General features: G+C 41.4%; 11 protein-coding genes. 10 read left to right on the forward strand and 1 reads right to left on the reverse strand.

The genetic code is table 11. The features are described 5' to 3' along the window. Nucleotides 1-272: 272 nt before the first annotated feature. The 6 genes from OA91_RS00895 (at nucleotide 273) to OA91_RS00920 (ending at nucleotide 10,003) form a co-directional block, all read left to right on the forward strand. Nucleotides 273-1,736 (forward strand): TolC family protein, encoded by a 1,464-nt coding sequence (locus OA91_RS00895; protein ID WP_082827720.1) that lies wholly within the window; start codon nucleotides 273-275, stop codon nucleotides 1,734-1,736. After that, nucleotides 1,733-2,998, forward strand: coding sequence for an efflux RND transporter periplasmic adaptor subunit (locus OA91_RS00900; RefSeq protein ID WP_063338434.1), 1,266 nt, complete (start codon nucleotides 1,733-1,735; stop codon nucleotides 2,996-2,998). The genes OA91_RS00895 and OA91_RS00900 overlap by 4 nt, the downstream gene beginning before the upstream one ends. Further along, nucleotides 2,998-6,165 (forward strand): efflux RND transporter permease subunit, encoded by a 3,168-nt coding sequence (locus OA91_RS00905; RefSeq protein WP_063338433.1) that lies wholly within the window; start codon nucleotides 2,998-3,000, stop codon nucleotides 6,163-6,165. The genes OA91_RS00900 and OA91_RS00905 overlap by 1 nt, the downstream gene beginning before the upstream one ends. A 283-nt stretch (nucleotides 6,166-6,448) precedes the next feature. Next, a complete protein-coding gene (locus OA91_RS00910; protein WP_063338432.1) occupies nucleotides 6,449-7,555 on the forward strand; it encodes a hypothetical protein in 1,107 nt (368 codons plus the stop codon). A 278-nt stretch (nucleotides 7,556-7,833) separates the two neighbouring features. Continuing rightward, nucleotides 7,834-8,298, forward strand: a complete 465-nt coding sequence (locus OA91_RS00915; RefSeq protein ID WP_063338431.1) for an Lrp/AsnC family transcriptional regulator — start codon at nucleotides 7,834-7,836, stop codon at nucleotides 8,296-8,298. Nucleotides 8,299-8,332: 34 nt separating this feature from the next. Then, nucleotides 8,333-10,003: an aminotransferase class V-fold PLP-dependent enzyme gene (locus OA91_RS00920; protein WP_063338430.1), complete on the forward strand. Its 1,671-nt coding sequence runs from the start codon at nucleotides 8,333-8,335 to the stop codon at nucleotides 10,001-10,003. An 8-nt stretch (nucleotides 10,004-10,011) separates the two neighbouring features. Here the strand turns inward: OA91_RS00920 and OA91_RS24175 are convergent, their stop codons facing one another. Next, on the reverse strand, nucleotides 10,012-10,152 hold the full coding sequence (locus tag OA91_RS24175) for a hypothetical protein (RefSeq protein ID WP_157203829.1): 141 nt from the start codon (nucleotides 10,150-10,152) through the stop codon (nucleotides 10,012-10,014). Between the two features lie 46 nt (nucleotides 10,153-10,198). Here OA91_RS24175 and OA91_RS00925 point away from each other — a divergent pair, with 46 nt between their 5' ends. The 4 genes from OA91_RS00925 (at nucleotide 10,199) to OA91_RS00940 (ending at nucleotide 16,455) form a co-directional block, all read left to right on the forward strand. Further along, entirely contained in the window at nucleotides 10,199-10,447 is a 249-nt protein-coding gene (locus OA91_RS00925) for a DUF4212 domain-containing protein (protein WP_197477686.1), read from the forward strand. A gap of 12 nt (nucleotides 10,448-10,459) precedes the next feature. Continuing rightward, entirely contained in the window at nucleotides 10,460-12,193 is a 1,734-nt protein-coding gene (locus tag OA91_RS00930) for a sodium:solute symporter family protein (protein ID WP_046016120.1), read from the forward strand. A gap of 244 nt (nucleotides 12,194-12,437) precedes the next feature. Beyond that, nucleotides 12,438-12,923 (forward strand): hypothetical protein, encoded by a 486-nt coding sequence (locus OA91_RS00935; protein ID WP_046016119.1) that lies wholly within the window; start codon nucleotides 12,438-12,440, stop codon nucleotides 12,921-12,923. A 211-nt stretch (nucleotides 12,924-13,134) separates the two neighbouring features. Further along, nucleotides 13,135-16,455, forward strand: a complete 3,321-nt coding sequence (locus OA91_RS00940; protein ID WP_231870277.1) for a hybrid sensor histidine kinase/response regulator — start codon at nucleotides 13,135-13,137, stop codon at nucleotides 16,453-16,455. The last annotated feature ends 4 nt before the right edge of the window (nucleotides 16,456-16,459 follow it).

Consider the following 16,459-nt stretch of genomic DNA (forward strand, 5'->3'; position numbering starts at 1 on the left):
CTGATTATCCCTATCATTATGTGTAGCAAGAAGCTTAACCCCCTTACTCCTAGCCTTTTCTTTTGCCTTCAACCTAAATATCACAAAATGTATCAAGTTAGCCTTTTTTCAGGCAAACATGCACCCTGTGTCAGCTTTCTTCAGGTTTTATTGTCAATAAAGTAAATAATTCAACTTAGCCAAGCTTTTGCTAAACATCTCAGTATTAGCTAAGTATTATGATTCTCTTATATATTTTATTTTAACTTATCCTCTTTGAGACCATACACTTTATGCCTCTTTTTAAGAGAAATACCCATAACAAGTTAGCTAAATTATCAGGCATGTCTGTACTAGCCTTGACTCTGTCGGCTTGTCAAAGCTTGCCAAGTTCTGATGATGAGCCTTCGAATCTTAATAGTTTGGCAGCCTCTGAAGCGCAATCAGAAAAAGTGCAATGGCAATCCTCACCGATTTCAGGTGAAGCCACCAGCCTAACTGAGTTAATTGATGATAAAGGCTTAACGGCTTTGATTGAGCAAGGAATCAGCGCTAACCCAGACCTTCAACAAGTGTTACTTACTCTTAAAATACGTCGGGCCCAGTTGAACCAAGCGGATGATAGTTTGCTACCAACAGTGGACGCTTCATTTAAAGTCAACAATGATGAAGGGAAAAAAAATACCTATACGGGCGGCATTACGGTTAGTTGGGAAGCTGACTTATGGTCTCAAATAGCGGATGGAAATAAAGCCACAGCGAAAGCCTTTTCAAGCCAGCAAGCGCTTTATCAAGCCTCATTAGATTCCTTAGTTGCTCAAATCATGTCTGCTTGGCTAGGGATAATTGCTCAATCAAGAGCATTAAAGGTTGAAGAAGACAGAGTTGAGCTCTTAGCAAAAAACGAATCCCTATTATTAAACCGTTATAAAAATGGTAATGGTGATCTTGAAGGATTAGATGGTGCAAGAAGCTCTTTATCCAGTGCTAAAGAAAAGGTCGAACAATATCGCGAAGACTTAGCGATTAACCAGCGTAGCTTGATGCGTCTTTTGGGGTATAACAAAATTGAAGATATTCAAATGCCAACAGACTATCCTGAGGTGCTCATTCCTTTAGCGCAATTACCTGAGCAAACCTTAGCGCGTCGCCCTGACCTTATGTCTGCATTTTATGACATTGAGCAAGCAGATTTAGACGTTCAAGTTGCTTATAAAGACCTACTCCCTTCACTGAGTTTAAGTGCCAGCTTAACCGATGTGGCTTATTCTCCTACTGCTGCACTTTTTACGTCACCAGTATGGGGTCTATTAGGACAGCTAACCATTCCTTTGTTCCAGCAAGGAAAGCTAGACCTTGCGATTGATGTAGCTAAATATGAAGCAGCACAAAGTTATCAGATCTATAGAGCGACTCTCTTAGATGCGGTATTTGAAGTTGAAAATGCCATCAGCCTCGAGAAGTCTCTAAGCCTTCGCCAAACTCACCTTGAAGATGCCTTAACTGCAGAAAAGAACAACCTACTGCAATATCAAAAGAACTTTAAAAACGGCAGTGTTGATATTGTCGATTTGCTGGGTGTGCAACAGGATGTATTTAACTTAATTGCCTCATTGGATGACCTTATTTATCAGCGTCTTGATAATCGTATTACCCTTGGCTTGGCCCTTGGATTATCTGGCCAAGTCGCTAACACTCAAAGTAAAGATCAAAACACTAAGGGCAAGTTTTCTGCCTCAAATGGAGTATCACCATGACACGCAAAGTCTCCCAATTTGCCTTTTTAATCGCCTGTTTATTGGTGTCCGGCCTAATTTTTATTTTTGTCTCAAACCAACTTGAAGCGAAGAAGAACCAAACACGCCCTAAAAAAGCCAGTGTACAAGTGCTGCCTCAGGTCTCTGTTATACCAACAAAAGTGGGAGATTATCAGCCTGTCATTGAGGCATTTGGTAGTGCTGAACCCAAATACTCTCTTACCTTAGAAGCGCAAAATTCAGGGCAAATCACCAATTTAGCCAAAGAGTTTGAAGCAGGTAAAAAGATAAAAGCAGGAGAGCTACTTGCCATTATTGCAGACACGAGCTACCAAGCTAGTGTGGCAACCCAAGAATACGCCGTTACCAGCGCGGTAGTCGCGTTAAAGGAAGAGTTAAGAAGTGCGGAGCAAGCGCTTGATGAATGGAATGCATCAGGGCTTTCTGGCCAACCTAGCTCAGATTTAGTATTAAGAGAACCGCAAATCGCAGAGGCAAAAGCAGCCCTTTTAGATGCTAAGGCCAGCCTTAAAGAAGCAGAACAAAACCTTGAAGATACTCGCATCAAAGCACCATTTAATGGACTCGTTGTTAGCCGTGAAATCGTGCCCGGTAGTTATGTACAAGCAGGCACAGAGATAGGCACAATTTACAACACAGACCGCATGGATATTAAGATTGCCCTTTCAGCCAAAGATTGGGCTAAATTGCCTAGCATTGAAACCATGCAAAAAGAACGTTGGCCTGTCACTTTAACGGATGTTGAAACCCAAGCTAAATGGCAAGCGTATGTGCTTTCTGCAGATAGCCATAGAGATAGTAGTACTCGCCTTAGAACCTTAGTCATCGCTGTTGATAATCCATTACAGCAAACTCCTGCACTTTATGCAGGCAGCTTTGTGAAAGCCAGCTTAAAAGGGATTTCTATGGGCAAACTATGGCAATTACCTAGCACAGCCTTTAGTCAGAAAAGCCAAGTATGGTATTTAAATCAGGAAAATAGACTCGCTGCATTTAGTGCTGATCCTGTCTTTAGCGCTAACGGACAAGTGTATATTACCCCTCCTACCGATTTACAAGCAGATGAACAGCGGGTCCTGATTCGCCCTTACAATAGTTATTTAGAGGGTATGAAGGTTAAAAGCAATTTAGATGCTAGCCAGCCCCAAGAGAACTCAAGAAAGTTATTAGCACAGAAGTCTGGCTCACAGGAAAACTCAGCGAATCCAAGCCAAGCCTTGAATGTGAAAGGAGATAACTAATGTCATCTGCCCACCCTCATGGCCCGAACTCGGCGAACTCCCCAAGTGGCATTATCCCTTGGTTCACGCATAACCCGGTTGCAGCTAATCTACTAATGCTGCTTGTGATTGCCCTTGGTGCTTTGACCATGGGAGATTTACGTAAAGAAGCCTTTCCCAGTACCGAGCCAGATACCATCACCATTAGTATTGATTATGACAGTGGCTCTGCACTTCAAGCCGAAGAAGGAATTGCGATTACGTTAGAGAATGAGTTGGAAACGGTTGAAGGCATCAAGACCATGACAACGACATCTAACGCCAATGGAGTAAGCGTTAGTTTAGAAAAACTGTCTGAGTATGACATTGATGTACTCATGACAGATGTGAAGGCCAAGGTAGATACAATTTCTAGCTTTCCTTCTGATGCTGAGAGCCCTGTTCTAGAAAAGGCTGCACGTGAAGAGCACGCCCTTTGGCTACAGCTTTATGGTGATGTTGGCCGACATACACTACAAAACCTTGCGACTGATTTAAAAGCTGACCTACTGGCTAATCCTGATATTGGTCAAGTAACGATTTCAGGTTGGTTAGATGCCACTATCAAGGTAGATATTGATGAAGGCCGTTTGCAATCTTACAACATGACCTTGAGTGATGTAGCGGACGCCATTAACCAAGAATCAACCAATGCCAATACCGCCACCCTTAAAAATGCGGACTTATACCTTCAAATCCAATCTTCTGAACAAGCTTACCAAACCCGTGATTTTGCCGAACTAACCATCAAAACCTTTAGCGATGGTAGCCGCCTTTTGTTATCCGATGTGGCGGTTATTCGAGACACCTATGATGAAGATACAGCGGTACTCTCTCGCTTCAATAATGAAGACAGTATTGCTATTCAAGTCATTACCACAGGTCTGACTGACATTTCTGATTCTGTGATTGCCGCCAAAGCTGTCAGTCAAAAATGGTTAGAATCAGGCAGGTTACCAACAGGAGTAGAACTTGCTACTTGGTATGACCGCAGTGAAGCCATTAACCAGCGTTTAGACCTACTTATTGATAATGCAATAAACGGTGTGTTTTGGGTCTTCTTGATGTTGGCGATCTTTTTGAACTTGAGTGTTGCCCTCTGGGTTGCCTTAGGTTTGCCGTTTATCTTCTTTGGTACCTTATTTCTAATGGGAGATGGCTTTTTAGGCATGAGCCTAAACGCCTTTACCACCTTTGGATTTATCATGGCCCTTGGCATAGTGGTGGACGATGCTGTTGTAGTAGGAGAAAGTGTTTACAGCGAAAGGTCTAAACATGGAGATAATATTGCCAGTACAATTAGAGGAACCTTAAGAGTCGCTGTCCCCACCTTATTTGGCGTATTTACTACGGTTGCAGCTTGTTTTGCCTTATCCAATATTGAAGGCAGATTAGGTACTCTTTATGCTCAATTTGGCACTGTTGTTGCCGTTTGCTTAATGCTTTCTATCGTTGAGTCTAAACTCATACTCCCTGCTCACCTAGCCCACTTAAATACTCGTCCAGCCAAGAGCCGTTTTTGGCCTATGATGTTAATTCGCTGGGTACAAAACTTGGCAGATAAAGCCTTAAGTTTCTTTACGCAACGTATTTATAAGCCAAGTATCGATTTTGCTCTCGCTAATCGCTATGGAGTCTTGATTCTCTTTGTCGGTATTTTTGTTCTTGTCGCTAGCATGCCATTTACCGGTGCAATTCGGGTAAGCTTTTTCCCCAGCATTCCTGGAGATACAGTACGCGCCAGCCTTAATATGCATAATGATGTCAGTTATGGGCAGACTCATCAGGTACTAGCCCGTATGGAAGCAGCGGCTTATAGCACCGAACTCAAACTAAGAGATGAGGCAAGCACAGATAATGGCATTATTAACCTGCAAGTCAGTTCTAGTAATGATCAATCTGGCAGAATCACCATTGAATTAAATTCGGACCTATCCTATAGCGCCAAACAATTCGCCGCCGCTTGGCAAAAAAGTATTGGGCAAGCTGAAGGTGCTAAAAGCTTAAAAGTTCAAACCCGTCGAGGCAGCATTGACGCTCTTCGTATTGAACTAAGATCTTCAAGTAATGAGGAATTAAGTGAAGCTTCCCAATTACTCAAAGACTACCTGTCTTCTATCCCTGCTGTCAGCGGTATCGAAGATAATGCAGCACTGTCTCAATCACAGCTAAATTTGAGCTTAACTGAACAAGGTAGAGCATTAGGCTTAACCACTCAAAGCCTATCTAGCCAAGTGTTAAGTTACTTTGATGGCAGTAAGGTTCAATCTTACCAAAGAGACAGTGATGAAGTTGAAGTACAACTAGGTTACCCAGATAGTTCTGAGGCGAGTATGACTGACCTCATTGATACTCAAATCCGTTTGGACGATGGTAATCAGGTTCCTTTGAGTGCCTTAGTGAATATCAGTTCGGGATTTACTGAACAAGAGATTGTACGGATTGATGCAAAACGTGCCGTTTATATTAGCTCTGAATTGAATAAGGACCTTTTATCTGCCACAGAATTAGTCAGCCAAATTAAATCAGACTTGGTCCCTGAGTTAGAGCAACAATTTGCAAGCCTTGATATCAGCTTTGCAGGTGAAGCAAAGGAGCAAGCTGAAACTCAGTCTTCCATGTTAGTTGTTTTTATCATGGCGATGCTGATTATTTATATTCTCTTGGCTATCCCGCTTAAATCCTATGTACAGCCATTTCTCATTATGATGGCAATCCCTTTTGGCATCATAGGTGCCATGTTAGGTCATTGGTCTAATGATTTGGCGTTAGGAATATTATCTTTGAACGGCATCATCGCCTTAAGTGGCGTTGTGGTGAATGATAGCCTGCTATTGGCATCACGCTTTAATGAGCTTAAGCAAGAGACTAACTCAATCAAAGAAGCGATCAACCAAGCATGCCGCGATAGAGTAAGAGCGGTATTGTTAACCTCTATCACCACCTTTGTTGGCTTAATGCCTTTATTAGGTGAAACCTCTCGTCAGGCACAGTTCTTAATTCCTGCGGCAGTATCTCTCGCTTATGGGATCTTGTATGCGACCGTGATTACTCTAGTGCTTATTCCTGCACTACTTATGGTACACGAAGATATCAAGGCGTTAATTGAACGTTTTCGCCAAGGCGTATTAGGGGTAAACCCAAAATAACTGAACTTGCTTCCTTTGCTTAAATGGCAAAGGAAGCAAGGAATGAAGGCTAATTCAGCCACCTCAGCAAACTTGAGTTATTGACTATTTGTACCTTCCTTAACTAAAAGTAACTGGATTTAATCAATCTATATGTAATTTTACAATTTGATAAATTGCATATAAATCAATTAGCTCCAGATGGAATAGCCATTTTCCTAGGTTTTTATCAGTGATAAGCTATTAACTCTGGTTAATTTCAAAGTTATACTGATTAAAACGTAAACAGAAAGTGATTTAGTTAATGTCTACTATTAATGGCTCTACAACAATACCACCTATGACACTGCCAGCGGCTTCTAGCAATGCTGCGCCTGTCGCTGCGGCAACAACACCTGCTGCCTCGGGTAGTGTTGCCTCTAGCCAAGTAGCCTCTAGTCCTAGTGTTGCGAGCCAAGCTGCCACTAACCCTGTGACAACCAGTGCTTCTGCTGCCGCAAATGCAGTGAACACGCCTGCAAGTACTGCTGCTACTGCAGCACCCGCAGTTGAAACAAGTAAAGAGGTAGTTAGAACAGGAAGCGGGCAAGATACTCGCCCTGCACGTGATACTTACGTTGATAAAATAAATACTAAACACATCAGCCAACAACAAGCTGACAATACATTTCAACAGATCAATCCAAATCAGAAAGAAGCTCTGTTAACACGATCAGTTGAACGTTTAACCACTGAAATAAATAAGAATCAAAAACAGATCAGTAATACGGTTAATGCCTACTCTATGATTCAAGTGGCGAACGATTCTTTAGATGAAATTCAAGGTGGTTTGAAAGAGTTACAAAAACTCGCTCAAGGCACGCCAAATGAGAGAAAGGAAGGTCAATCACAAGAAGAGTTTCAAACTCAAGTGGAAGACACTCAAGCTCAAGCATTAGATATTGTGGCAGGTATTCAAGATTTATTTGATTCTACCAAGTATGGTGGTGATCCTCTTTTAACTCAGAATACTAACCAGACCTTCGCCTCTCATAACGAAACCCAATATGGCGTTACCGTAGTCACTCATAATGTGGATGGCAAATTTGAAAGAGAGGGTTTATACCAGATTGATCTGAATAGCCCTGAATCTATTCGCGATTCACTCTCTGCTATTAATGGCAGTATGGATGTGGTGAGAGATATTCGCTCTCAATACAATGCACAAGAAACAGACTTTAACACCACAATGAAAAAGCTCTTTAGTACACAAGAGCAGCTCGATGCTATGCACGACAGAATAACCAGTACTGACTTTGCAATTCAAGTCGCTGAACGAGCACAGCAAAATATGATTAATGATGCGAGAGGTTCCGTTCTTGCTCAAGCAAATGCGGATTCTAATAAAGCGCTTAATCTATTGACCACCTAATTTTTGCAATAACAGCGAAATAAAACGAATCAAAAAATACCCAATGCTTATCTGTTTTGGGTATTTTTTTGCTCTCCTCTATTCATCCCTAAAAACATGTCTTTTCTGAATTTATTTTCACTTTTTAAAGGTTTTTTTGATTATTTTTCTCTGTTTTTAACACAACCTTTTTTTACTAATTCTAGCTTTGCTAAAACACACTTCTAAAAGCACTTGAAAACCCTCTTCAAGTAGAAATAAAATACTAACAAATACAAAATAAAAGAGAAAAAACACCCATGGACAGCACAGACTTAGAACTACTTACTTTAATTCAAAGGGATGATAGTATTTCTTTAGAAGACATGGCGGCCCATGTAGGACTCTCTAAAACCCCTTGCTGGCGTCGTATTCAAAAGTTAGAACAACAGGGCTATGTGCGTAAAAGAGTTGCTCTGTTAAACAGTGATAAATTCAATTTAGGCGTTTCTGTATTTGTGCAAGTGAAGACAAATCAGCATGACGCTAACTGGTTAGACAACTTCTCAGATGTGGTTGCTCAGTTTCCAGAAGTCGTTGAGTTCTATCGTATGGCAGGTGAATACGACTATCTTTTAAGGGTACTGGTGTCCGACATCAAAGCCTATGACGAATTTTATAAACGATTGATTTCTGCAACCTCTCTAACCGATGTCACTTCTAATTTTGCTATGGAGCAAATTAAGTGGACAACGGAGCTACCTTTACCCAGCGTAAAGAATTAACAAGGGTGTAGGGATCATAGTAGAGGATAAGTACATGACCCTTTCAACCCAACAAAATACAAAATTAACTATGGCGTTAGAGTCTGTGAGACAAGGGCTTATTGGTGACAGTGAGTTTATTGAAACACCATTTGGCTCACGTAAAATCACCTATGCCGATTACACGGCATCAGGCCGTAGCTTATCCTTTATAGAAAGTTTTATTACTCAAAAAGTCATGCCTTTTTATGCCAATACGCATACCGAGGCGACCGTGACTGGCCGCCAGACAAGTGCTTATCGTGAAGATGCAAGACAGCTTATTGCATCAGCATGTCATGCAAACAAAGATGATGTTGTACTTTTCTGCGGCTCTGGCGCGACGGCTGCAGTTGATAAGTTGATTCGTATTCTAACCTTAGCCCATAACTTAAATGACTCAGATACTGTGATCTTTATTGGCCCTTACGAGCATCACTCTAATGAATTACCTTGGCGTGAGTCTGGAGCAAAAGTAGTTCGTATCAAAGAAGCTCAAGATGGCGGAATTTGCTTAAATGACCTTGAGTCACAACTACAAGCATACAAAAACACAACTCTAAAAATTGGAAGCTTTTCAGCGGCTTCTAACGTAACAGGCATTATTCAAGAGCAGGATGCTGTTGCAGCGCTATTGCATCAGCATCAAGCTTTATCATTTTGGGACTTTGCTGCGGGTGCACCTTACATGAAAGTGGCGATGAACTCTGATGTAGAAGGCGCGGATAAAGATGCTCTCTTCTTCTCTCCTCATAAACTTGTTGGCGGTCCTGGCACACCAGGGGTTTTGATCATCAAGCGCGCCCTACTCACCAATGACAGGCCTTCAACCGTTGGTGGCGGTACGGTTTCTTTTGTGAGCCGAGATAATCACACCTTTTTAGCGCCGGGCGAACGTAGTGAAGAAGCAGGCACACCGGCAATCATAGAATCCATTCGGGCTGGTTTGGCATTTAAAGTGAAATCAGATATTGGCGATAACGCCATTGAAGCATTAGAAGAGAAGTGGTCTGACCTTATCAAACAAAAATTTGATAACAACAATGCTATAGAGGTTTTAGGTAACCCAAATGCGAAACGCCTATCTATTACGTCATTTAGGGTAAAAACAAAATTTGGCTATCTACACCATGGTTTAGTCGTGAGTCTACTAAATGATCTCTTTGGCATTCAAATGCGTGCAGGTTGCTCTTGCGCAGGCCCTTATGGTCATGACCTATTAAACATAGATGAGCAAACATCCCTAGAGCTTGTCGATTTAATCGCACAAGACAAGCGCTTCAAGCCAGGTTGGGTTCGCTTTAACTTAAACTACTTTATTGCGGAAGAAGAAGCCGAATTTATTTTAAAAGCGATCGAATTTGTTGCTGAACACGGCCTTAGACTAATGTCTCTATATGAATATGATCAGAGTACAGATCTTTGGTTGTATGCAGGTAAAAAAGCAGAGGTAATGAGTTTAAGCCTTGGTTTGGATAGCTTAATGCAAGCAACTAATTCAAACCCAGATCAGGTTGAATTGTTAAACATTCAAGCAAAAGACGATCTATGGCAAGCTTACTTAAACCAAGCTGAAAGCCTAGTAAAATCAGCACCTTTGGTACCTCAGTATGTGTTAAATACAGGAACGACTGCTCTCGCTTCTAAGCACAGAGACTTTGTCGCTAAAGAAGATTTCCTTTACTAATTCCCTTTCTAATCAGAATACAGGGCTGACGAAGTTTCAAAAACTTTCGTTAGCCGTGTTTTACTTTTTCGCTCAATTCCTTCGTATTTTTTCTTTTCAAGCACGGTAAATAAAGCGTCTCGACTAAAGTCTAATACTGACTTTTTCATTAGGGGTTCATCATCAATATGCACTTACCTAATGAGGATAATAATAATGAGTAAGAATAATGCCTATTGGAGCGCCAATGTTAGCTTGATGATCAAGCTGCTTGTGGTCTGGTTTGTCGTTTCTTTTGGATGCGGTATTTTACTAGTCGATGTGCTCAATAATATACAGATCGGTGGTTACAAACTTGGTTTCTGGTTTGCTCAGCAGGGGGCTATTTATACCTTTGTTGTGCTTATTTTCGTCTATGCAAAAAAAATGGCGGCGCTCGATATTGAGCACGGCGTTGATGAATAATCGGAGATCATCATGGAATTACAAACATTAACCTATATTGTTGTCGGAATGACTTTTGCCTTATATCTAGGTATTGCATTCTGGGCTCGTGCGGGCTCAACGAAAGAGTTTTATGTCGCAGGTGGTGGCGTACACCCTGTACTTAACGGCATGGCGACAGGTGCTGACTGGATGTCTGCAGCGTCTTTCATCGGTATGGCTGGCTTAATTGCATTTTATGGCTATGGTGGCTCTGTCTTCTTGATGGGCTGGACCGGTGGCTATGTATTGCTCGCATTGCTTCTTGCTCCTTATCTTCGTAAGTTCGGTAAATTTACCGTACCAGAATTCATCGGCGATCGTTTCTACTCAAAAACTGCCCGCATTGTGGCGGTTATTTGTTTGATCGTTGCCTCAGTAACTTATGTTATTGGGCAAATGAAAGGGATAGGGGTAGCCTTTTCACGCTTCTTAGAAGTGCAGTATGAAGTGGGTCTATTGGTTGGTATGACTATCGTTTTCTTCTACTCAGTAATGGGTGGTATGAAAGGGATTACTTATACTCAGATAGCTCAGTATGTCGTGCTTATTTTTGCTTATACTATTCCTGCAGTTTTCATCTCACTTAACCTTACAGGTAACCCAATTCCACAACTTGGTCTAGGTAGTACCTTGATTGGTTCTGAGACCTTCCTCCTTGATCGACTTGATCAGATTGTGACTGAGTTAGGTTGGGCAGAATACAGTACTCAAACTCGCTTAAGCACCACAAACATGGTCGCTTACACTCTATCTCTGATGATAGGTACTGCGGGCCTTCCTCACGTAATTATCCGTTTCTTCACAGTACCTAAAGTGAAAGATGCGCGTACTTCTGCAGGTTGGGCGCTTGTTTTCATCGCTATCTTGTATACAACAGCACCTGCTGTTGCTGCTATGGCGCGTTTAAACCTTATCAATACAATGCAACCACCAGCAGCGGAAGAAAATCTAGCTTATGCTGAGCGTCCTGATTGGTTTAAAAACTGGGAAACAACTGGTCTTCTTAAATTTGAAGATAAAAATGGTGATGGTCGTATTCAATACGAAGCAGACAAGTCTAAAAATGAGCTAGTAAAAGTAGACAGAGATATCATGGTACTTGCTAACCCTGAAATCGCTAAACTACCTAACTGGGTTATTGCACTTGTCGCAGCGGGTGGTCTTGCAGCAGCACTATCTACCGCAGCAGGTTTATTGCTCGCAATTGCATCAGCTATTTCTCATGACTTGTTAAAAGGGGTACTCAAACCCGACATTACAGAGAAGCAAGAGCTCAGAGCCAGTCGAATTGCCATGGCAGGTGCCATAGTATTCGCAGGTTACTTAGGCTTTAACCCACCTGATTTTGCCGCAGGGACAGTTGCTCTAGCCTTTGGTCTAGCAGCCTCTTCTATCTTCCCTGCTTTAATGATGGGTATATTCTCTAAGAAAATGAACCGTGAAGGTGCGATTGCCGGCATGATTGCAGGCTTAAGTGTGACGCTTTTCTATGTTTTCCAACATAAGGGCATCATGTTTATTGCTAGCACATCTTTCCTAGGTGATTTACCAAATAACTGGTTCTTAGGTATCGAACCAAATGCATTTGGTGCAGTAGGCGCTTTAGTTAACTTTACTGTTGCTCTAGCGGTTTACAGAATGTATGGCGAAGCACCTAAAGATGTTCAAGATATGGTAGAACATATACGTATCCCAGCTGGCGCAGGCCAAGCATCGGATCACTAAAATTGACTGGGCCTAATTTAGTTTTAAGCTTAATTAGGTCAAGCTAAACAAAAAGATACCGATCCTTGTATCGGTATCTTTTCTCATATATAAACTCATAAACACTTGTTGCTTATACTCTAATATGAGCAAAATATAGACACGGAATGCGATGCGATAAAGTGGATAACAGGCTTTACCCTTCACTTAAGGTTTGAGCAGAAACTCACCTGTATCTCTTTAATAATCATAAGCAGGATTTTATATGTTCAAAAATAAACACGTAGTTATCGCACTAATAGTGGCGCCTATTCTAGCTTTATTAGCTTATTTTGGTGTTGATAACCTAGTCAGTGAAAAGCCTCATAAAGCCATCGAAGGGGAGTCTTACCCTCTTGTTGCTAAATCTAACTGTCGTTACACCAGTGGCAAATGTACTTTTCAGAACGGTAATTTTGAACTCAATATCTATATTGAAAACGGTAAAACCTTGATAGTAAGTTCACCCTATTCACTTTCTGAAGTAGAAGCGTCCTTACTCGATAACCAAGGCAATACTAGTAAACTTTATTTTGTCCAAGATACAGACCAAGGTACTCAGTGGTCACAGAAAATCATATCTGAAATCACACCAGAATCAGTCATACGTTTGGTCACCATCGCCTCAAAAAGTATCTATTATGGCGAAACAGAAATGGCATTTATCGATTATCAGACCAGCTTTAATGAAGACTTTAAACGCGAGAACTAAACCATTTATGGTCAAATACACAGCTGATTGCTGTAAAGCGACAAACCTAAACCTCAATTTCAGTCTATAGGAGCTTAATATTTTAACTCCTATTTGGATTCTACTGGCGATAGCCTACATCTTAGGTTTATTTTGGATTGCTCGTTGGGGAGATAAAGAAAACCCTAAGATAAAACAGCTAACTCGGCACCCTGTGGTTTACAGCCTGTCTTTGGCTATATATTGCACCGCTTGGACCTTTTATGGCGCTGTGGGTGAAGCCGCTCGCTTTGGTTGGAGCTATCTTCCTATTCTATTAGGCCCAGTATTACTCTATTTATTTGCATTTCCTTTTTTAAAAAAACTCACCTTTGTTAGCCACAAACAAAACATCACCTCGATCGCGGATTTCATTTCTTCCCGCTATGGTAAACGCCCTTTAACAGCACCTCTGGTCATCATGATCGCCATGTTGGCAATCATTCCTTATATTTCGCTGCAACTTAAAGCAATAGGTTCAAACTTCAGCTTATTCGTAAATCAAGAAGGTGTTTCTTCCTCTGCTATTGTGCTGATTGCAACAATTTCAGTGGGCATTTTTGCGGTGATATTTGGTACCCGTAAAATTGAGGTGACTGAATATAGATCAGGTATGATGCTAGCCATTGCGGTTGAGTCTTTGTTCAAACTTTTCGCGATTATTGGCGTTGGTTTTATTGCCATAATCCTACTCAATGACCAAGACAGTGTTTCAATCTCACAAACACTTGAGCACACTTTTAATTCTCAAGTTTGGCAAACAGATGACTTCCTTTCTTTCAGCTTTCTCATGCAGACCTTGATGGGCGCTGCCGCTGTTATCTGTTTACCAAGGCAATTTCACGTTACCGTTGTTGACCATCAAGAGAAAAAACAACTGAATATGGCCCGTTGGATTTTTCCTATTTACTTGACCATATTTGCCATACTCATTCCTCCCATCGCCATGACAGGCCAAAACTTATTTGGTGTAGATACAAATGCAGATACTTATGTCATTCAGTTTGCCATAGCCTCTGATAACACCTTTTTAGAAGTATTGATTTTCCTCGGTGGTTTATCGGCTACCACCGCAATGATCATCATTGCCACCTTCTCGTTAAGTATTATGATTTCGAACGATGTCATTCTGCCAATTATGTTGGCCAGAGCCTCCTCTCGAAATCAGGCGCAACCGCTTTATCACAAGAAAATGCTACATATTAGGCGTTTTGTTATTGCCGCCATTCTTATCTTGTCTTACCTCTACTACCAAGAGATGGCCACTAGCGAGTCTTTAGCGGGCACAGGCTTATTAGCCTTCTCTCTCGTATTACAGCTGGTACCCGCTGTAATTGGCGGCTTGTACTGGCGTCGTGGGCATGCAGTTGGTGTCTATACAGGCTTTGGGCTAGGTTTTGTTTTTTGGCTACTCTGGCTTATTTTCCCCTTGCTTGGCGTACAAGAGTGGTCAAGCCACAATTTTGAAACCCGTGCTGAAGTTATTTCCTTAGGAGCATGTATTAGCCTCATCGCCAATATTGTTGGCTATATTGCAGGCTCCCTTCTTGCTAGCGAAAGGCTCATAGATAGAATCCAAGCAACGGCCTTTGTCAGCCCGACCTCTGAACTTGAAGGTCGTTTTATTAAGCCTAAATCACTGGCACAAAACGGCGACCTCATTGTTTTACTGGAAACCTTTTTAGGTAAACAGAGAAGCCAACAAATATTATTTGAATATCAAGAACAGCATAATTTTACCTTATTAGAAAAGGATTCTCCTGACCGTCAATTTATCGACTTTTGTGAGCGTATCCTAGGTGGTGTATTTGGTGGATCATCAGCAAGAACCATTATCAATTCTGTCATGGTAGGTAAAAGAATGAAGGTCGAAGAGATGGTGACCTATCTCGATGAAGCCACCCAAGCCATTCAGTTTAACCAAAATTTGCTCTTTGTCTCTATGGACAATCTTGCCCAAGGTATCAGTGTCATAGATAAAGAATTACAACTGGTTGCTTGGAACAAAACCTATGCCGAGCTATACCATTACCCTGATAACCTACTCAAAGTTGGCGTACCAATCGAAAGTTTGATTCGTTTTAATGCACAAAACGGAGAGTGTGGTTTTGGTGATGTTGAAACCTTAGTACAAAAACGATTAACCCATTTACGCAATGCTAGCCAACACAGATTCTTACGAAGAAGAGCAAACGGCAGAGTCATTGAAATGTTAGGTAACCCTTTACCAGAAGGCGGTTTTGTTACCAGTTTCACCGATGTTACCGAACATATTGAAAGCCAACATGCCCTTAAAGAAGCCAATATAGACTTACAGAACCGAGTGCAAGCTCGATCTGATGAAGTAAAGAGCGTCAACCAAGAGCTTATTCAAGAGATCAATCGCAGGGCGAAAGCAGAGTTAGAACTGATTAAGGCAAAAGCAGAAGCAGAAAAAGCTAACCATACTAAAACTGAGTTTTTAGCCTTAGCCAGCCATGATATTTTACAGCCCTTGAATGCTGCTAGGCTTTATTTAGGCGCTTTAGATGCTGAGTCGCTGGAGAGTTCAACTCAGTCAATTGTTGATAAGCTCAATGAGTCAGTACAATCTACTGAGACCTTGATATCCACGCTATTAGAGATAGCGCGCTTTGATCAAGGAGCAATTAAGCCAGTGCTGATTGATATCAATTTGAATGATTTACTACAGCCTATCGTCAATGAGTTTTCAGTGATTGCTGAAGATAAAAATGTCTTACTTAAAAGCCATATAGGCAAACATAAGGTACATAGTGACCCCTTGTATCTAAGACGTATTATTCAAAACTTTGTTTCTAATGCGGTCAAATATACTCAAGAAGGTAAGGTGCTGATTGCCTGTCGTAAACGCAATGATCACTTATTAATTCAAGTATGGGACACAGGTGTGGGTATACCCATCCAAGAACAAAGCCATATTTTTGAAGACTTTTATCGTTGGCAAAATACGAATGAAGAAGGCATTGGTCTTGGGCTTGGATTAGTAAAACGCATGCAAAACGTTTTAGGCCTTACAAGTGAAGTTAGATCTAAAGTCAACTCTGGTAGCTGCTTCAGTATTAAAGTCCCGCTAGCAAAAGAGCAAGAAGAGTTAGAACAACAGGCAAGCGCGACTATCAAGACAACATTTGAAGCTAAGCATCAAATCACAGCTTGGTGTATTGATGATGACCCAAACAATTTAGATGCGATGCAATCACTACTCGAACGCTGGCAGCACCCTGTCTTCTGTTTTACAAAGGTTCAATCAGCCTTAGCTCAAGAACAAGCCCCCGACCTTTTATTAGTGGATTATCAGCTTGGTCAAGATTTAGATGGATTAGCTCTGATTAAGGCAATTCGAGATAAATTTGAAAGCAATATTCCAGCCGTGTTAATCACAGCAATGCGCGACCCTAAATTGATCCAAGATTGCCAGCAACAAAAAGTAAACTATTTACCAAAGCCGGTTAAACCAGCCAAGCTGAGAAGTATTATTCAGGCAATAAAATAGCCTT

The organism is Marinomonas sp. SBI8L, from assembly GCF_001624705.1.
Taxonomy (GTDB): domain Bacteria; phylum Pseudomonadota; class Gammaproteobacteria; order Pseudomonadales; family Marinomonadaceae; genus Marinomonas.